Genomic DNA, 18602 nt, shown 5'->3' with positions numbered 1-18602 from the left:
CCCCCCTGAGACCCCGACCGCAGCGTCATGCTGATCCCCGCTGTGCCGACCGGGTGCGTCGTCCTCATCGACTCAGATCTGAAGCGCCTCGTGGTCATCTACTGAGATTCTCAAGCCCCGTTGGGACGCCGCGCGGGCCGCCGGCTGGGCGCTGTGGGTGCGCCGGATGCGGCGGATCTCCCCTACGATCTCCTCAGCCTGGGCATAGCCGAAGAAGAGCAGATAGCGGTGACGACCGTCCTCCATATGGGTGGGCCCGATCCATTCCACGCGCTCGGGCAGCTGCACCTGCGCGATGAAGGCCTCCGCCTCAGCCTGCTCGCCTGTCAGGCTCAGCATGCGGGTGGCCGGAGGCAGCCCCAGCTCCAGGCGGTTGTAGAGCTCCCGCCGGGCATAGCCGACCGGATCCCACCGCACCAGCGGCGCGGTCAGCTCCTCCACATCGGCGGTGACCACCACAGTCCCCGAGTCCTCCGGAGTGCCGCGATGGGCACGCACCAACGAGGCGGCACGGAACCAGCGGGACAGCACCTGGCGCGGCACATCAAGACCCTCACGGGAGAGCTGTGAGTCGCCGTCCAGAAGCAGCGCTGCGGCATAGCCCTCCGGAGCCAGCGGCTCCACGCCGGGAGTGCTCACCACCACGGCTGGATCGGTGCCCACCGCAGTCACCGGATGATCCGCCGTCGAGGAGATCACCGGAGTGTTCGGGAAGGCCCGTCCCAGCTCCTGAGCCGTGCGGTCAGCACCACGGGACCCGGCGCGGAAGCCGGCATGGCCGCATTCTGCACAACGATGACCACGATGATGCAGCCCACACCAGCGGCAGCGCAGCGTCCCCGACTGAGCGTGGTGCGGAGGCACCGCCAGCGGACCATGGCAGCTGGGGCACTGCTGACGGCTGCGGCAGCGCTCGCAGATGACCGCCGGAACGAACCCACTGCGGGCCACCTGGATCAGCACCGGACCCTGCTGCAGTCCTTGGCGCGCCGCCCGGTAGGCCGCCGCCGGCAGACGTGCCTGCCGATAGGCCGGTTCGCGCTCCTGCTGATAGGAATCAGCGGTGGAGACCATCCGCGGGGAGGCCTCGCGGCGCTCCTCACGGGACGGCGCCAGATCCTCCAGCCAGCCGCGCTCCACCAGCCGCTGGACCTCCAGACTGCGCGAGGTGGAGAGGAAGAGCAGGGCGGAGCCGGTCAGCACCGTGCGCAGAAGGGCCACCTCACGGACATGGTGGTACGGGGCCCTCGGCTCCGCATGGGTGTGCTCGGCGTCGTCCACCACGATGATCAGCCGCGGGGCGGCCACCGGCGCGAAGATCGCCGAGCGCGTCCCCACGGCGATCCGCGACTGGCCGTAGCGAAGGCGCAGGAAGGAGCGATACCGCGGCGTCGGGCCCATCTCTGCGCTCAGCCTGGCCACCTGCTCGCCCAACTCGGCCTCCAGCAGCTCAGCGGCCAGATCCACATCCCGCTGATCCGGCAGGACGACGACGGCATCCCCACCCTCCGCATAGCAGCGGCGGGCCGCCTCCAGGATCTTCTGAGGCCAGCCTGATGGCCCGTAGGACTTCAGCGCCAGATCAGCCTGCCGGGGGCCCGGCTCCTCGGGAGAGGCTGCCGGTTCAGGGGCGGGGAGGTCTTCGAACTCCTTCTCCACGCGCGCCACGCGCGAGGGCACCGCTGCCCGCAGCACATCTGAGGTGACGCCTGCTCCCCTGGCGGCCACCTTCTCCGCGAGCTCCAGCACCTCAGGTGAGAGCACCGGCAGCGCAGAGACCACTTTGGCGATCAACGAAAGCCGCGAGGACGTCTCCGGCTTCTGCCGGCGGCTGAGCACATAGCCGGACATCTCGCGTCCGGAGAAGCGGACTTTCACCCGGCATCCGGGCACGATCTTCTCTTCCAGATCGATGGGCACCGCATAGTCGAAGGCTCGGTCCAGATGCGGCACCGGAGACTCCAGGAGCACCTGGGCGATGGGCAGATGCTCGGCCGCTCCGGCCGGCAGCTTCTGCGGCGGCGGAGGCGCCAGCGCATCGAGCAGCGCAGGCTGCTGAGCTGGGTCTGGGGTTCCGGCGCCGGGCATAGTCCGATCGTATCGGTCCGCGGGGACATGCTGGGTCCGCCTGTGGAGAGCCGAACCCGGGGCCAGATCAGCGCTGCTGGCCGAGTACCTGCTGGATCTCATCGGCGGCGGCACGCAGCGGCTCCACGAAGCGGCCCTCCACGTCCTCCTCCACCACATCGAGGCCGTTGGCCATGCCGAGGGCCACGTTCAGCGCGGCCACCACATGGCCTTCGGGAGCGAAGACCGGGACCGCCACGGAGCGCAGCCCCAGCTCCAGCTCATGCTCCACCATGGACCAGCCCTGCTCGCGGACGAGCTCGAGCCTGCGCAGCAGCTCCTCCGGGTCGGTGAGCGTATGGTCGGTGAGCGCAGGCAGGGGCGGCTCGAGCCGGTGTCGCTGCTCCTCTGCGGGCAGGTGGGCCAGGTGGACCCGTCCCATCGAGGTCGCATAGGCGGGCAGCCGGGTTCCGGCAGAGATGTTGATCCGCATGATCCTGCGGATATGGGCACGGGCGATATAGACGATCTCTCCGCCGTCCAGCGCCGAGGCTGAGACGGACTCCCCCACCTGTGCGGAGACGCCTTCGATCACCGGTTGGATCAGCTGCGGCAGGTCCGCCGAGGCGAAGTAGGAGTAGCCCAGCTCCAAGACTTTGGGCGTGAGTTCGAAACCTCTCCCCCGCTGCGAGAGATAGCCCATCTCGGCCAGCGTCAGCAGCAGTCTGCGCGCAGTGGCCCGGGAGAGTCCTGCCCGGTCTGCCACCTCGGTCAATGAGAGTTCAGCCCGCACCTGTCCGTCTCCGCCCTCCGGCTCTCGGCCGAAGGCCCTGATGACCTTCAGGCCGCGTGCCAGCGACTGCACATATTCGCCGCCCCCTGACGTGGCCCCCATGCATTCCCTCCCTTCACGTGTTCGCATAACGCACTTGACGCCACTATATGAACCACATCACACTGAAATGAGTATCAGTCCCACTGAATAAGGGACACCGTGAGACGACATTACGTCTTCACGATGGACAACGGAGGATGCTGATGGCGAACTCGCCTTCTGGAGAATCAGTCCTTGACCGCGTCATGCGCGTGCTCACCGCCCTGGAGACCGAACCCGAACTGACCCCCAGCAACCTGGCCGAGGAGACGGGTCTGCCGAAGTCCACGGCCTACCGGCTCATCGATGAGCTGGCACAGCGCGGCCTGCTCGAACGCACCGAGGAAGGCCACGTCACCCTGGGCCGCAGGCTTTGGGAGATGGCCCAGCACACCCCACTGGCGGCCACGCTGCGGCATAACGCGCTGCCCTATATGGAGGACCTCAACGCCGTGGTCCAGCAGACCACCCAGCTCTCCATCCTGGAGGAGGGCTCGGTGATGATCGTCGAGCGCCTCTCCCGCACCGGAGCTGCGGTGAACCCCGCCGAAGTGGCCAGCCGCATGCCCGTGCACCTGACCTCCATGGGCCACGCCATCCTCGCCTTCTCCCCCAGCGACGTCATCGATGAGGTCATGGACCGGCACAGTGAGCGGATCGCCGAGGAGCGCCCCAGCTTCCGGGCCGAGCTGGCCGAGACGCGCCGCCGCGGCTTCTCCAGCCTGGAGGGCCTGATCCACCGCAGCACCACCGGCACCTCCGTGCCCATCCTCGACCGCCAGGGTCACGTCGTGGCGGCGCTGACCACTGTGGTGCCCACCGGCAGCCGCAACGTAGGTGTCCATGTCATGGCCCTGCAGCACGCCGCCCGCCGGATCGCTTTCAGCCTCCAAGGCCGCACTGAGCAGGAGCGCACCGTCGCACCGACCACCCACCGATCACCCACTCGCACCGCCGAACAGCACGAGCCTGTCCTGGCTCGCCTCTAGAAGGAGCTCGCTATGCGACACACCTCTGCCCACACCCGCACCGGGCTGGCCCTGGCCGCCGCGGCAGGACTCAGCCTCACCGCCTGCGGCAACGGCGAGACCCCCGGCGAGGACGGAGAGCTCACCGAGATCACTGTGGGCGCGCTGCCCATCGTGGACAACGCCGCCATCTATCTCGGCGATCAGGAGGGCTTCTTCGAGGACGCCGGCCTGGATCTGACCATCGAACAGGCACAGGGCGGAGCGGCCCTGCTGCCGGCTGTGATGAGCGATGAGATGGACTTCGGCTTCAGCAATGTCACCTCTCTGCTCATCGCCGAGTCCCAGGGCCTCGATGTGGAGATCCTGGCCGGAGGCAGCGCCACCACCGGTGACCCGGATGAGGACTTCGCCGCCGTCGTCGTGCCGGAGGAATCCGAGATCGAGGAGATCGAGGATCTGGAGGGCGCAGAGATCGCGGTGAACACGCTGAGCAACATCTCCGACTCCACCATCAGCGCCGCCGTGGAGGAGGCAGGCGGAGATCCCAGCACCATCGACTATGTGGAGATGCCCTTCCCGGATATGCCCGCCGCCCTGGAGAACGGCACAGTGGACGCCGCTGCGGCGGTGGAGCCCTATCAGACCATCATCCTCAACGACGGCGCCCGGGACATCTTCTCCAACTACGCCTATCCGGTGGAGGACCTCACGGTGGCCGTCTGGTTCAGCGCCAGCGACTACGTGGAGCAGAACCCGGAGATCGTCGAAGCCTTCACCGAGGCCATGGCAGAGTCCCAGAACTACGCGGCGGAGAACCCCGACGCCGTCCGCGAGATCCTGCCCACCTACACCGACCTCGAGGATGAGGTCATCGAGCAGCTCACACTCTCGGACTATCCCGAAGCGGTGAACCTGGACTCCCTGGAGCAGATCAACCAGATCTCTGCCGAATCAGGAGTCATCAGCGAGGAGGTCGATCTGGACCTGCTCTTCGGCGATCACACCATCTCCGACTGAGCAGAGCTGGGCGGCGCTTTCAGCCGCCCGGTGTCCAGCGATGATCACTGGACACCCGGCCGCTGAGGCCTGCTCTGAAGGCGCCGCTCAGAAGACGATGGTCACATTGCCGTCGCGCAGCACCCGCTCCTCGCAGTGGGCCTCCACCGCTGAGGAGAGCACACGGCGCTCGACATCGGCACCGCGGCGCTGCAGATCCGCCGCAGTGTCCTCATGGGTCACCGAGATGACGTCCTGCGCGATGATCGGCCCCTCATCCAGATCCTTGGTCACGTAGTGGGCCGTGGCACCGATCAGCTTCACACCGCGCTCCTTGGCCTTGCGATAGGGCCCTGCCCCGATGAAGGCGGGCAGGAAGCTGTGGTGGATGTTGATGATCGGCACGCCGACGTCGTCGATGAAGTCCTCACTGATGATCTGCATATAGCGGGCCAGCACCACCAGGTCGACATTGCCCTTCAGCAGCTCCAGATGCTTGGCCTCGGCCTCCTCACGGCGGTCCTTCTCCACGGGCACGTGGAAGAAGGGGATCCCGAAGGCGCGCACATCATCGCTGTGGTCCGGGTGGTTGGAGACCACCATGGTGATGTCGATGGGCAGCTCCCCACGGCGATGCCGCCACAGCAGGTCCAGCAGGCAGTGATCCGACTTCGAGGAGAAGACGGCCACACGCTTGCGCTGATTGGCCGGGGCCAGCGTCCAGGTCAGATCGAAGTCGCTGAGCACCTCGCCCAGGCGCTCACGGAGATCCGGCAGGACCACGCTGAGGTTCGGGAGGGTGAACACCGTCCTCTGGAAGAACCGCCCGCCCTCGGGGTCCGAAGTGTGCTGGTCCAGTGAGGCGATGTTCGCCCCCGCCTCAGAGAGGACTCCGGTGATGGCCGCGACCAGTCCGGGCTGATCCGTGCCCTGGACGATCAGGCGGGCAACGTCGTCGCCGACGGCTGGGGGCTCAGTGCGTCGTTGCAGGCTCACAGATGCTCCTTACTGCTCGGCACGGCTGGCCTGCTGCAGCTCGCGACGCCAGGTCTCGGCAGCTTCCAGCTCGTTGAAGGTGAAGATGTGGAATCCGGTGATGGAGGTCTGCGACTGGCCCAGCTGGCGGACCAGTCCGCGGATCAGCTTGGTGGGCTTATAGCCCGAGGGGCTGAAGAACTTCCAGAACATGTTCTGCTGCTTCTTCAGGAAGTTGGCCGACTGCCCCAGCCCCAGCGAGGCGGAGATGCGCATGAGCTTCTGCCGGCTCACCGGCCCGGGCATCCCGGCGAAGACCGGCAGCTCCACGCCCTCGGAGCGGATCCGCTCACCCCAGCGGATGAATGTCTCCGGGCTGAAGCAGATCTGGGTGAGCACGCGGTCGGCATAAGGGGCCTTGTCCCGCAGCGCCTGATCGATGGCATCATCCGGGAAGAAGGCGTGGCCCTCCGGATAACCTCCGATCCCGATGTCCTTGAAGTGATGTCCCCGCTCCTTCAGCGCGCGGAGCAGGTCGAGGGCCTGGTGAAACTCCCCGGCGGGCTCCTCGGCATCACCGGCGATGACGAAGAGACGGCCGATCCCGGCGGACTCCAGACGACTGACGATCTCATCCAGCTCACCCGGACCGGAGACCATGCGCGCCGGGATATGCGGGGCCACGCTGTAGCCCTTGCCCACCAGCGACTCGCTGAGTCCCAGCGTGGGCTCCAGGCCCTTTCCTCCGGTGGCGGTGATGGTCAGCGGCACCTCGGTGGGAACAGCCCCCAGCACCTTCTCCTCGGCCGTCTTGAACGGCATGACCTCGTACCCGATGTTCTCCACGAGTCCGCGGAGCACTTCACGCTCAGCGTCGTTGCGGGCAAGGGGACTGCGGGAGGAGAAGCTAGCCATGGGTACCCTCCTGGGCGGTCGGTGTTCATGACGCGAACTGTGTTCGCAGGTCTGCATCACATGCTGTCACTCTCGAACGCCGGCGTCGGGGGTCCCTCTCATTCAGCGGGGGCTGATCAGGACATCTGTCCTATGGGCCTCAGGCGAAGGCACTGTGCCCGGTGATCTCCCGTCCCGCGATCAGACTGCTGATCTCGTGGGTGCCCTCGAAGGTGTAGAGCGATTCGGCATCGGCGTGGAAGCGGGCCACCTGATGATCCAGCAGGATTCCGTTGCCGCCGAGCAGCTCCCTGCCTAGGGCCGCAGTCTGGCGCATCTGCGTGCAGACCCAGCCTTTGGCCGCAGCGGCCTGCGCTCCGGAGACCCCGCCCCCTGCGGCCAGCTGGCCCAGACGCACCGCCATCCCAAGTGAGGCGTTGAGATTGCCGAGCATGCGCACCAGCTTCTCCTGGACCAGCTGGAATCCGCCCAGCGGCCTGCCGAACTGCTCACGGCTCAGGACATACTCCCGGGTGTGCTCATAGATCCCGGCCTGCAGACCCACCGCATTCCAGACCACGGCGGGGCGCAGGTCCTCGAAGGCCCGGTTGAGCTCGGCGAAGCTGTTGATCTGCGGCAGCCGGGCCTCCGCGCCCACAGAGACCTCATCCAGACGGATATGGGCATTGCCGACCATCCGCAGAGAGGTCTTGCCCTCGATGAGGCTGACCTCCATCCCTGGGGCGTCGGTGGGCACCAGGAACGCCTTGGCCTGACCATCCTGGACATCGCGGGCGACGACCACGGCGTACTGCGACAGTGCCGCATTCCCGATCCACCTCTTCTCCCCGGAGAGCACCCAGCCCTCGCCCTGCCGGCGCGCCCGGGTGCTCAGGCCTCCTGCGATGTCCGAGCCGTGGTCAGGCTCGGTCAGCGCAAAGCAGCCGGTCAGGGCGAAGGTCTCGATCTGCTCCTGCAGGGGCGCATAGCGCTCCGCCGGAAGACCGCGGCGCAGGATGGTGTCGAACATCCCGATCTGGCCGTCGATGAGCACCGCCAGGGAGGCATCGGTACGGGAGAGCTCCAGATTGCGGAAGCCGGCGAACAGCGGTCTGACCCGTGGGTTCCGCTCGCTGAGCTCGCCGGCCTCCCAGAGCTCGCGGGGCCGGACGAAGTCTCCTGCGGCGAACTCCTCGCGCAGGAACTCCGGGCTGTCACCCCGCTCCCAGTGATCCCGCAGGACCGGTTGGGCGCGCTCCTGCAGGAAGCTGCGCAGCCGCAGCAGCGCGCTGCGCTCGGCCTCGGTGAGCACATCTGCCCAGCCGTAGAAGTCCCCGGGCCCGATGAGCTGCTCGGTCATGGGGCGACAGTCTGCTGATCGGCGTCGGCGCTGCGCGCCACCTCCTTGACGCGGCGCATGTTCAGCTTGCCCGCCGGTGTCCGCTCCAGCTGCTGACGGATGGCGATGCTGCGCGGCTTCTTATAGCCGGCCAGCTGCTGCGCCACCCAGCTCTGCAGCTCCTCCGGGCTGAGCGCCTCAGAATCATCCACTGCGACGACGGCGGAGACGCGCTCGCCCAGGCGCTGGTCCGGCAGGCCGAAGACCACAGCATCGTGGACGGCCTGGTGGGTGAGCAGCGCCTCCTCCACCTCGGCGGGATAGACCTTCTCTCCGCCAGTGTTGATCACGGCGGAGCCGCGGCCGAGGAACTCGATATAGCCGCCCTCATCCACCTGCACGTAGTCGCCGGGCTTCACGTGGCGCTTCCCGGAGATGACCGGATAGGTCTCGCGGCTCTTCTCGGGTTCGTTCAGGTAGCCCTTGGGCAGGGCACCTCGGAAGGCGAGGATCCCGGTGGATCCGGGAGTCTGCTGGACCTCGCGGTCCTTCTCGTCCAGGACCACAGCCTCGGCGGCCAGCTTGAACCGGGCCGGCAGGTCATCCTCGCTGCGGGTGATGCCCATGGCGAAGGGTCCACCCTCGGTGGAGGCCAGCACGTCGATGATGGTGACCTCGCCCAGTCCGTGCAGCCTAGCCTTGGTCTCATCGCTGAAGCGCATCCCCGAGCTCATCACGGCGTTCAACCGCAGCCCTTCCCGGCCCGGGTGGGCGGCCAGCGCCTCCGAGACCGGCTGGGCCACAGCGTCTCCGGCCACGATGAGCTCGGTGACCCCTTCGGCCAGCGTCAGCTCGGCGGCCGCAGCGGCATCGAGGCTCGGATTCGGGTTGACCACCACAGTGCCGCCCACAGTGAGCGTGTTGCCGGACATGAACAGCGCCGTGGCGTGGATGAAAGGCGCCAGCGGCAGGGTCACCACATGCGGGGTGTCCGGATCCGTGGCGATCCCCACCGCCTCCTGCAGCGACTCCGGCGGCGTGATCCCCAGCGGGGTATAGGTGGAGGTGACCTGGATGTCCATGAGTCCGCCCAGGCTCCACACCACTGCCTTGGGCCGTCCGGTGGTGCCGCCGGTGAAGATATAGAGCTCGGCGTCGCGGTCCACCGTGCGGTGCTCGAGCACCTGCTCGAAGCTCAGCAGCTCCTCCACCGGGACCGCCGACGCCGGCCCAGCCGTCTCCGCGGGCTGTTCCGCGGGCGAGGTCCAGGCCGAGTCGTCCACCTCCACCCAGACCTCAGGCGCCTGCTCCGGCATGCTCTGGAGCACCTGCTCCTGAGCCGCCCGTGCCTCAGCGCGGACGGAGGAACGGTAGATGAGCGCCTTGGGCGTGGAGATCTCCGCGAGCTCCACCACTTCTGCCGCGCGGTACCGATAATTCATCGGCGCAGGGATCGCCTCCAGCTTCAAGCAGGCGTAGAAGAGGATCAGAAACTCTGCGGTGTTGTGCAGATAGAAGGCGACGACATCGCCGCCTCCGACTCCTCTGCCCTGAAGATAGGCGGCGGCGCGGCCGGCGGCCTCGTCGAACGCGCCGTAGCTGAACCGCCGCTCACCGGCCACCAGCGCGGTCCGCTCAGGTGACTGCCGGGCGATCTCCTGCCAGAGGTTGGCATGGTTCTCGAACATCGGGGCTCATCCCCCAGCCGCGGGTTCGGTCTGCGCGCCGGCAGGGTGCTCTCGTGGATCCGGGCGCGCCGGCCCGCCGGAGGTCTGGGCATCGGCCGAGAGCTGCTCGGTCCAGGCCTGATCCAGCGCCGAGGTGGTCCACCCTCCCGGATGGTCGGCGGTGCGCAGCTCCGCCGGATGGGAGTAGAGCGTCAGCCGATCTCCGCCCAGACCGATGGCCTGCCCGGTGACACCCTCAGAGGCTGCGGAGGCCAGCCAGACGATCAGCGGAGTCACATCGCCGGGCTCACCCAGGGCGTGGTCCTGACGCGCGGCGGCAGGCAACTCGAGGCCTTGCTCGAAGGCCGCGGACCACTCCTGGTACACCGGGATGGTGGCGGTCATCGCAGTCATCGCCGTGGGCACCACTGTGTTGACCATGATCTTGTCCCGGGCGAGCTCCATGGACAGCGTCCGCGCCAGGGCCACGATGCCGGCCTTGGCCGGGGCGTAGTTGGACTGGCCGAAGGAGCCGAACTGGCCGGCCGGGGAACCGATCAGGATCAGGCGCCCGCCCTCGCCCTGGTTCCGCATCTGCTTCAGCGCAGCAGTGACGCAGGTCCAGGTGCCCTTCAGATGGGTCTCGATGACGGCGTCGAAGTCTGACTCCTCCATCTTCCAGCTCACGCGGTCCCTCAGGATTCCGGCGTTGGTGACCATGACATCGAGGCGGCCATAGGTCTCCACGGCCTGGGCCACCAGCTCATCGGCGGCTGACTGCGGGCCTACCTTCCCCGGGGCGGCGGATGCAGTGCCGCCGCCGGAGGTGATGGCCTCGGCGACCCGGTGGGCGGCGTCGGCGTCGGCGTCGTTGACCAGCACCGAGGCGCCGGCTGCGGCGAGGGCCAGGGCATAACACTCCCCCAGGCCGCGGCCAGCTCCGGTCACCACAGCGACCTTGCCCTCGAGCTCCCCGGCCGTCACGCGATGGGTGTAGCTGCTCAGCTGTTCAGTCATCTCAGGAACTCCTTCAGCGGTAGTAGCGCAGAACCTGCTTGGCGGCGCAGGCGGGCTTGTCGCTTCCTTCCACGTCCCAGGTCAGGTCAGCGTGGACCTGGTAGCCGCCGGGGATCTCGGTGACCTCGGTGACGGTGCCGCGGATGCGGATGCGGCCTCCGGCCGGAACAGGCGCCGGGAAGCGCAGCTTGTCCAGGCCGTAGTTGATCCCGGAGCTGAGCTCTGTGACTTCGAAGACCTCGGCCATCAGGGGCACCACGCGGCTCAGCGTGAGGTAGCCGTGGGCGACCACTGTGCCGAAAGGGCTCTTGGCCGCGGCCTCCGGGTCGGTGTGGATCGGGTTGTGGTCCCCGGAGACATCGGCGTACTGCTGGATGTCCTCCTGGGTGATGGTCTGCCAGGAGGAGGGCCCGAAGTCGGCCCCCTTGAGATCGGGCAGCTGGTCCACGGTGACGGAGAGTCGGTTCTCGGCTGCTTCAGCCATCAGTACCTCCAGTAAGTGTGAATGATGCGGATACGCAGGCTCCATATTTGACTTGCGTCACATTCAGTATCAGGTAGCCTTAATTGTGCGTCAAGATGTCACTGGCAGCAGCCGACTATGCTGAGCAGGTCATCTCCCCGCCGCCTAAGGAGGCCCCATGCCTCAGCCGCCCAAGACCGACCCGCAGCCGACGCCGGGTGGGTGGTACCTCTACATGCTGAAGCTCATCGAGACCGGACTCCGCCCCTCCCTGGAGTCCGCCCTCTCCGCACACGGCTTCACCACCTCGCAGTACACAGCACTCTCCGTACTGCGCGTGCGGCCCGGCATCACCTCCTCCGAGCTGGCCCGGCGCTCCTTCGTGAGGGCCCAGTCCATGGCTGAGACGGTCTCCAGCCTGCAGGAGCGCGAACTGATCTATAAGGAGCCGGACCCAGCACATGCGCGCAGGCTGCTGCTGCAGCTGACCGACCGCGGCGAGCAGGCGCTGGCCGAGGTGGAACAGCCGGTGGAACAGGCGGAGGCCGCAATCCTGGACGGGCTGAGCGACTCCGCACGCACTCAGCTGGCCTCCTCCCTGCGCACTCTGCGCCACAACCTTCAGACCCTGGGCGACGGACCTCCGTAGATCCACCCTTCGACCACTACAGGAGATGTGATGAATATCGAGCTGACCGATGACATAGTGGCCATCGACGTCCACACCCACGCCTTGGCTTCAACCCACGAGGACGCGGATTCGCAGGAGCACGCCGAGCACAACTCGGCGATGCAGAAGTACTTCAGACGTGACTTCAAGACCCCCACCGTCCATGACCTCGCGGAGATCTACCGCGAGGAGAACATGATGTGCGTGGTCTTCTCCTTGGATTCCAGCTGGCTCACCGGTGAGCCCAATGCGGTCAGCAATGAGGAGATCCTCGAGATCGCCACGGAATACCCGCGCACCGTCATCCCCTTCAGCAGCGTGGATCCGCACAGCGGACGGCGCGGAGCTCGGGAGGTCCACCGTCTGGCCGAGATGGGCACCCAGGGCTTCAAGTTCCACCCCAGCTCCCAGGCCTTCTACCCCAATGACCGCGACGTCTACCCGATCCTCGAGGCCATCGAGGAGACCGGAACTGTGGCCCTGTTCCACAGCGGCCACACCGGCGCCGGAGCAGGACGCCCGGGCGGCGGAGGCATCCGCCTGAAGTTCGCCAACCCCATGTACGTGGACGATGCGGCAGTGGACTTCCCTGAGCTGAAGATCATCCTGGCCCACCCCTCCTTCCCCTGGCAGGATGAGGCTCTGTCCGTGGCACTGCATAAGCCGCATGTGCACATCGATCTCTCCGGGTGGTCGCCGAAGTACTTCCCACCGAATCTGATCCAGCACGCCCGCACACTGCTCAAGCACAAGATGTTGTTCGGCACGGATTACCCGCTGCTGACTCCGGAGCGCTGGATGCGCGACTTCGACCGCCTGGAGTTCGACGAGGACATCAAGCGGCTGATCTTCCGCGAGAATGCGGCTCGCCTGCTCGGACTCGCGCCGGAGGCCTCCTGACCCCGGCCATCTCTTCTCACCGGGCGAGGCGGCCCGTCCTCGCAGGCGCACTGCCGAGACATCATCTTCGATCCGATGTGCGGAGCCGCCCGCAGGGTGGCCAGGGAATCGACGCCGTCGATGAGCACGACCTCTCCTCCATGCAGCACAGAGAGCGACACCGACTCCAGGCGATAGGGCCAGCCGTCACTGTTCTGCATAGCAGAACACTACCTTCACTGTGACTGCAGTCACCTCCAAGCTGACATGCTTCTCGGCAAGCCATGCGAAGGCGAGCCGACGGGAGGGCACCATGGGAGACCACATCGAGCCGAAGAGCCGCTGGACCGCCGTCGCCTGTGCCGCACTGCTGGGACTGACAGCCTGCGGCGGAGACCAGGGGGACGAGGTCACATCGATCCGGGCGGCAGACGCCGCCGGAATGCCCTCCGCCTTCCTGCAGTACGGCATCGACCAGGGGCATTTCGACGAAGTGGGCCTGGACATCGACCTGGAAGCATCTGTGGGCGGAGCCGCATAGATCCCGTCACTGGTCAATGGGGACACCCACTTCGCCGGCTCCAATGCAGTCAGCGCTCCCCTGGCCGCCGACCGCGGCCTTCCGATCAGGATCGCCGCCGGTGGGACCAGGACTGCACAGGAGGAAGAGGACGATTTCGCTCCAGTGTTCGTGCGGGCCGATGATGTGGACGCGGCGCTGCTGATCGAGCCGTTCGTCACCACCGCCCTGAACCGGGACTTCGAGCCGGTGATGAGACCCTACGTGGAGTCCCAGCCCGAGATGATGATCGGCTGCCTATCTCACCTCCGAGCAGCTCGCCTCCGAGGACCCGGAGGCCGTGGAGGCATTCCGAGAGGGCATCTCGCGGACAGCCGAGGATGTGGCCGAAGAGCCTGAGGCGCTGCCGGATGTGTCGGAGATCGACGCGGAGACCGCCCGCGAGCTGCTCACGACCTCCCCCACAGGACGACCCCGGCATCATGAGTCTGATGGGGTACTACGTCCTGAGTGATGGCGAGCGCCCCGAGTTCACCCGCCGCCGCATGACCGACAGCTCTGACATCCGACTGAAGGAGATGCGCGCCGCAGCGATCGATCACCAGATCCTCTCGCTCACCGCAGCATACACCAACCCCTTCCCCGCCAAGACTGCCAAGCACCTCTCCCGCACCGCCAACGAGGCTCTCGCAGAAGTGATCAGGACATATCCTGAGCAGTATTCGGGACTGGCGGCCGTGCCTTTCAGCGCCGAGGACGCCAGAGCATCAGAGCTTGACCACGCCGTCAGGACACTGGATCTCAAGGGGGCTGTGCTCAATGGTCATGTGCGCGATCGTTACACGCCCCCGAATTCTTCGACTTCTGGGATGGACAGAGTCGCTGGGCACCCCCGTCCATCTCCACCCGAGCACCCCGATCTCCGGCCTGTTCAGCAGGTATCACGAACGCGGCCGGGACGGCTCCGTCTTCGGCTTCGGCGCTGACAGAGGGCTGCATCTGCTGCGCCTGATCGCCTCCGGTGCCTTCGAGCGCTTCCCAGAGCTGACGTTGGTGGTGGGCCCTCTCGGCGAGGCCCTCCCCTTCTGGATCAATCGGATCGACTACATGCACGGCAAACAGATCGCCACAGGGCGCTACCCCCACATGAAGCCGCTGCCCATGAAGCCATCAGAGTACCTGCGCCGCAACGTCTGGGTCACCACATCAGGGCTGCCCTGGACCGAGGATGTCATGTACGTGCGTCAGAAGATGGGCGCCGACCGCGTCATGTATGCCATGGACTACCCCCATCAGTACGAACCGGCGGAGGTTGCCGAGCAGGACGCACTGCCGATCAGCGGCGAGGAGAAGTTCGAGTTCTTCGAGGGCATCGCCACACGCGTGTTCGATCTCGACCTTCCGCCCGCCACCTCTTGACTTCCTGATACAGGTAGCCTGATACTAAATGTGTTGCACCTCACATTGAAGGGATGTCGCCATGCACAAGAAGACCACTGTCACAGGATCCACCCTCGCAGCTCTGGCCCTGACGCTGACAGCCTGCGGAGGCGACGGTGACGCCGCAGATGACGGAGAGCTGACAGACATCAGCCTGGGCGTGCTGAACATCGCACCCTCGGCCGCCGTGCAGTATGGGCTGGACGAGGGCATCTTCGAGGAGCATGGCTTCAACGTGGAGATCGTCGAAGGCCAGGGTGCGGGGGCCATGCTTCCTGCAGTCCAGACCGGAGACATGGACTTCGCCGTGGGCAACGCACTCTCCGTGCTCACCGCAGTGGACCAGGGCCTGGAGATGCGCCTGCTGACCGGCTACTCCCACTCCTACGCCGAGGGCGATGACATCAACGGCGTGGTGGTCCGCAGTGAGGATGACATCGAAGGCTGGAGCGACCTGGACGGACTGGACGTGGCAGTGAACGTCCTCAACGGACAGGGTGACCTCACCATCATGGAGGCCGTCTCGCAGGACGGCGGGGACCCGAACTCCCTGGGCCTGACTGAGATCGACTTCCCCGAGATGACGGCCCAGCTGGAGCGCGGCAATGTCGATGCCATCTGGCTGCCCGAACCCTTCCTCAGCCAGACCCTGGCTGACGATGAGTTCGAGCTCCTCGGACACCCGAACCAGGAGGTGATCCCGGGCCTCCCCACGATGCACTCCTTCACCTCAGCCCAGTACGCCGAGCAGAACCCTGAGCTGACCGAACAGTTCCAGGAGGCCATGGACGAGGCCCTCACCGCCGCAGAGGAGGACCCGGAGGGGACCGCGCAGGCCCTGGCCACCTTCCTGGACATGGATGAGGATGTGGCCGCAGATGTCCGCCTCGAGGAGTTCGACGCCGACCCCCGCGTGGAGCAGCTCGACACCATGGTGGAGCTGATGGTCGAGTACGACTTCATCGACGAGCCGGTGAACCTCGACGAAGTGGTCCTGGACTGATTCGACGATGAGCCCCACCACCTCTGATGCGCCAGTAGACCGGGAGCCCAGCCACCTGCGCATTGCTGCCGAGGAGATTCGGCCGCCAGCCTCGAAGCCACAGAGGACCTCAGACGTGTCCCATCAGCGAGTACGCGCGGGCAGTTCGCCCGGCCGCGGGTATGGAGTGACTCATGATCTGCCTCCGGCCATTGAGTGTGGCACACGGCACATATACGCCGTTGTCCCACCGTAGGTCCACCCTCCGCACGAGTGTTCGCGTTTTCCTGCCCAATGGGCCAGCCCCTGCTCCCAGAACTCAGCTGCGGCCATGATGACTGCATGAGACCCGATGTGACCTACAGCACTTACTCGAAGGAGGATGCGTGGCCACACCAAAGCGGGGGAAACCCCGACGCACAGGCGATCCGCCCTGGATGGCTCCGGCCCTGGGGGCCGCCGGCATCATGGGATTCCTTCTCCTGTGGGAGATGGTTCCTCGCGTCGGCATGGTGGACGGCAGATATCTGCCTCCGGCCTCGGAAGTGATCCTGGCCGCGATCGAGAATCTGGGCGGCGGCGACTTCTGGCAGGCCGTGACAGACACCATGCAGGCCTGGGCCATCGGCCTGGGCATCGCAGCCGTCTCCGCCACGGTGCTGGGGCTCGTCATCGGCATGAGCCCCTTCCTGAAGCGCTACACCCACTCGACCATCGAGTTCCTGCGCCCCATCCCCTCAGTGGCCCTCATCCCGCTGGCGGTGCTGCTCTTCGGCATCGGCATGGAGTCGGCTCTGCTGCTGATCATCTACGCCTGCTTCTGGCAGGTGCTGATCCAGGTGCTCTACGGCGTCGGAGATGTCGACAGTGTGGCCATGCAGACCGCGCAGTCCTACGGCTTCAGCTACGTCCAGCGCATCCGTGACGTCGTGGTCCCCACTGTGCTGCCGTACTTCATGACCGGCATCCGGCTGGGTGCGGCCGTGGCGCTGATCCTGGCGATCACCGCCGGGCTGGTCATCGGTTCGCCCGGACTGGGCAGCTCCATCGCCCGAGCCCAGCAGGGCGGCGCGATCACCAATATGTACGCCCTCATCCTGGCCACCGGGATCCTGGGCGTGCTGATCAACCTGGCCGCACGTGCGGTGGAGAAGCGCGTCCTGTCCTGGCACACCTCCGTGAGAGGAGAGCTCGCCGCATGAGCATCTTCAACCGCGTCATCTCACCCGTGCTGGCCCTGGTGGCTCTGCCCATCCTCCTGATCGGCGCCTGGTGGATCTACACGCTGAACTCGACCAGCTTCTTCGTCCCGGAGCCGGTGGGGCTGGTGGAGACCTTCATCAGCACCTGGATCACCGGGGAGCGGCTCACCGCCGATGTGCTGCCCAGCCTGCGCCGCCTCGGCATGGGATTGGCCCTGGCCATCGTGCTGGGCATCCTGCTGGGCCTGCTGATCGGCCTGAACCGGACGGTGCGGGCGCTGACCGAACCCGTCTTCGAGTTCTTCCGCGCTCTGCCGCCGCCGGTGCTGATCCCAGTGCTGATGCTGCTGATCGGCGTGGGCAACACGATGCAGGTGGCGGTGATCGTCTCCGGCTGCATCTGGCCCATCCTGCTGAACACCATCGAAGGTGTCCGCGGCATCGATCCGGTGCAGTCCGAGACCTCACGGTCCTACGGGATCAGCGGATTCAGCCGAGTCCGCTACCAGATCCTCCCGGCGGCGGCACCGCCGATCATGGCCGGAGTCCGGCAGAGCCTGTCCATCGCACTGATCCTGATGGTGATCTCGGAGATGTTCGCCACCTCCTCCGGACTGGGCTTCACCATCGTGCAGTTCCAGCGCTCCTTCGCCATCCCGGAGATGTGGTCCGGCATCGCAGTGCTGGGCATCATCGGCGTCACCCTGTCCTTCATCTTCCAGTTTGTCGAACGTCGAGTTCTGCGCTGGTACCACGGACTGAAAGAGGTAGAGAATGCAGCCTGAGACCGAGAACACCAGCACCGGCCCGATGCCGGCCGGCAAGACCCTCAGCGACGAGGACACCCTGCTGCGGGTCCGCGGACTGCAGAAGGTCTACCAGACCGACGCCGGCCCCATCGAGGCCGTCCGGGACCTCACCTTCGACCTGGGCCGCGGCGAGCTGGCCTGCCTGGTCGGCCCCTCCGGATCCGGCAAGACCACGCTGCTGAAGTGCATCGCCGGACTGATGAACGTCACCAGCGGCGAAGTGATCCTCGACGGCCAGGAGGTGACCGGCCCGCCCAAACGGATGGCCGTGGTCTTCCAGGAGTACGGCCGCTCGCTGTTCCCCTGGCTCCGCGTGGACTCCAATGTGGAGCTCCCGCTGAAGAACGCCGGCATCGACAAGGCCCAGCGCCGCGAGCTGGTCCAGGAGGCCCTGGAGGCGGTGGGGCTGGACCATGTGCCCCGCTCCTACCCCTGGCAGCTCTCCGGCGGTATGCAGCAGCGCGTGGCCATCGCCCGCGCCATCGCCTATCAGCCGGAGGTCCTGCTGATGGATGAGCCCTTCGCCGCCGTGGACGCACAGACCCGCGCGGACCTGGAGGACCTCATCCGCTCGGTGTGGAAGAAGCTGGGCGTGACCATCCTCTTCGTCACCCATGACATCGACGAGTCGGTGTACCTGGGACAGAGGGTCATCATGCTCTCCTCCTCCCCCACCGTCATCCAGGACGACATCGACATCGACCTGCCCGCAGAACGAACCCAGCTGGAGACACGATCGGCGCCCCGGTTCACCGAACTGAGGCACCACGTCTATGAACAGATCCAGGCGGCCAAGCAGGGCTTCCGCCCGGACGGCGACTGATCACAGGAAGGAAA

Annotated in this window: 19 protein-coding genes; 11 read left to right on the top strand and 8 right to left on the bottom strand. The window is 66.5% G+C overall.

Annotated features, from left to right (window positions below):
* Positions 1–72 precede the first annotated feature (72 nt).
* Both IEW85_RS04085 and IEW85_RS04080 read right to left on the bottom strand, forming a co-directional pair.
* Complete coding sequence (locus IEW85_RS04085; protein ID WP_229658770.1) at positions 73–2088, bottom strand: primosomal protein N' family DNA-binding protein; 2016 nt, start codon at positions 2086–2088, stop codon at positions 73–75.
* A 67-nt stretch (positions 2089–2155) separates the two neighbouring features.
* Positions 2156–2962: an IclR family transcriptional regulator domain-containing protein gene (locus IEW85_RS04080; RefSeq protein ID WP_229658769.1), complete on the bottom strand. Its 807-nt coding sequence runs from the start codon at positions 2960–2962 to the stop codon at positions 2156–2158.
* Positions 2963–3105: 143 nt separating this feature from the next.
* Between IEW85_RS04080 and IEW85_RS04075 the strand changes: the two genes are divergently transcribed.
* Complete coding sequence (locus tag IEW85_RS04075; protein WP_188682891.1) at positions 3106–3930, top strand: IclR family transcriptional regulator; 825 nt, start codon at positions 3106–3108, stop codon at positions 3928–3930.
* A gap of 12 nt (positions 3931–3942) precedes the next feature.
* A complete protein-coding gene (locus tag IEW85_RS04070; RefSeq protein ID WP_188682890.1) occupies positions 3943–4929 on the top strand; it encodes an ABC transporter substrate-binding protein in 987 nt (328 codons plus the stop codon).
* An 87-nt stretch (positions 4930–5016) separates the two neighbouring features.
* Here IEW85_RS04070 and purU read toward each other — a convergent pair whose 3' ends face one another.
* From purU to IEW85_RS04040, 6 genes are all read right to left on the bottom strand, one after another.
* A complete protein-coding gene (gene purU, locus IEW85_RS04065) occupies positions 5017–5904 on the bottom strand; it encodes a formyltetrahydrofolate deformylase (RefSeq protein WP_229658768.1) in 888 nt (295 codons plus the stop codon).
* Between the two features lie 9 nt (positions 5905–5913).
* Positions 5914–6798: a methylenetetrahydrofolate reductase gene (locus IEW85_RS04060; RefSeq protein ID WP_188682889.1), complete on the bottom strand. Its 885-nt coding sequence runs from the start codon at positions 6796–6798 to the stop codon at positions 5914–5916.
* A 139-nt stretch (positions 6799–6937) separates the two neighbouring features.
* On the bottom strand, positions 6938–8137 hold the full coding sequence (locus tag IEW85_RS04055) for an acyl-CoA dehydrogenase family protein (protein ID WP_188682888.1): 1200 nt from the start codon (positions 8135–8137) through the stop codon (positions 6938–6940).
* On the bottom strand, positions 8134–9804 hold the full coding sequence (locus IEW85_RS04050; protein WP_188682887.1) for an AMP-binding protein: 1671 nt from the start codon (positions 9802–9804) through the stop codon (positions 8134–8136). The genes IEW85_RS04055 and IEW85_RS04050 overlap by 4 nt, the downstream gene beginning before the upstream one ends.
* A gap of 6 nt (positions 9805–9810) precedes the next feature.
* Positions 9811–10800, bottom strand: a complete 990-nt coding sequence (locus tag IEW85_RS04045) for an SDR family NAD(P)-dependent oxidoreductase (protein ID WP_229658767.1) — start codon at positions 10798–10800, stop codon at positions 9811–9813.
* Between the two features lie 13 nt (positions 10801–10813).
* The gene (locus IEW85_RS04040) at positions 10814–11284 is read right to left on the bottom strand and encodes a MaoC family dehydratase (protein WP_188682886.1); all 471 of its coding nucleotides are present in this window, start codon (positions 11282–11284) and stop codon (positions 10814–10816) included.
* Between the two features lie 157 nt (positions 11285–11441).
* Here IEW85_RS04040 and IEW85_RS04035 point away from each other — a divergent pair, with 157 nt between their 5' ends.
* From IEW85_RS04035 to IEW85_RS03995, 9 genes are all read left to right on the top strand, one after another.
* Positions 11442–11912 (top strand): MarR family winged helix-turn-helix transcriptional regulator, encoded by a 471-nt coding sequence (locus IEW85_RS04035; RefSeq protein ID WP_188682884.1) that lies wholly within the window; start codon positions 11442–11444, stop codon positions 11910–11912.
* A gap of 30 nt (positions 11913–11942) precedes the next feature.
* A complete protein-coding gene (locus IEW85_RS04030; RefSeq protein WP_229658766.1) occupies positions 11943–12833 on the top strand; it encodes an amidohydrolase family protein in 891 nt (296 codons plus the stop codon).
* Positions 12834–13125: 292 nt separating this feature from the next.
* Positions 13126–13353 carry a substrate-binding domain-containing protein gene (locus IEW85_RS04025; protein WP_188682882.1) on the top strand — a complete coding sequence of 76 codons (228 nt, stop codon included), beginning with the start codon at positions 13126–13128 and terminating at the stop codon, positions 13351–13353.
* A 319-nt stretch (positions 13354–13672) separates the two neighbouring features.
* Positions 13673–13846, top strand: coding sequence for a hypothetical protein (locus tag IEW85_RS04020; protein ID WP_188682879.1), 174 nt, complete (start codon positions 13673–13675; stop codon positions 13844–13846).
* A gap of 311 nt (positions 13847–14157) precedes the next feature.
* The gene (locus IEW85_RS04015) at positions 14158–14751 is read left to right on the top strand and encodes an amidohydrolase family protein (protein WP_188682877.1); all 594 of its coding nucleotides are present in this window, start codon (positions 14158–14160) and stop codon (positions 14749–14751) included.
* A gap of 61 nt (positions 14752–14812) precedes the next feature.
* The gene (locus IEW85_RS04010) at positions 14813–15775 is read left to right on the top strand and encodes an ABC transporter substrate-binding protein (protein WP_188682875.1); all 963 of its coding nucleotides are present in this window, start codon (positions 14813–14815) and stop codon (positions 15773–15775) included.
* A gap of 416 nt (positions 15776–16191) precedes the next feature.
* Positions 16192–16956, top strand: a complete 765-nt coding sequence (locus tag IEW85_RS04005; RefSeq protein ID WP_188683004.1) for an ABC transporter permease — start codon at positions 16192–16194, stop codon at positions 16954–16956.
* The gene (locus IEW85_RS04000; RefSeq protein WP_188682873.1) at positions 16953–17741 is read left to right on the top strand and encodes an ABC transporter permease; all 789 of its coding nucleotides are present in this window, start codon (positions 16953–16955) and stop codon (positions 17739–17741) included. Before IEW85_RS04005 ends, IEW85_RS04000 begins: the two co-directional genes overlap by 4 nt.
* On the top strand, positions 17731–18588 hold the full coding sequence (locus IEW85_RS03995) for an ABC transporter ATP-binding protein (RefSeq protein ID WP_188682871.1): 858 nt from the start codon (positions 17731–17733) through the stop codon (positions 18586–18588). The genes IEW85_RS04000 and IEW85_RS03995 overlap by 11 nt, the downstream gene beginning before the upstream one ends.
* Positions 18589–18602: the final 14 nt, after the last annotated feature.

The organism is Nesterenkonia cremea (genome assembly GCF_014642675.1).
Classification (GTDB): domain Bacteria; phylum Actinomycetota; class Actinomycetes; order Actinomycetales; family Micrococcaceae; genus Nesterenkonia; species Nesterenkonia cremea.
The sequence above is the reverse complement of the archived record's forward strand: the minus strand, read 5'-3'. Positions and strand labels throughout refer to the sequence as shown.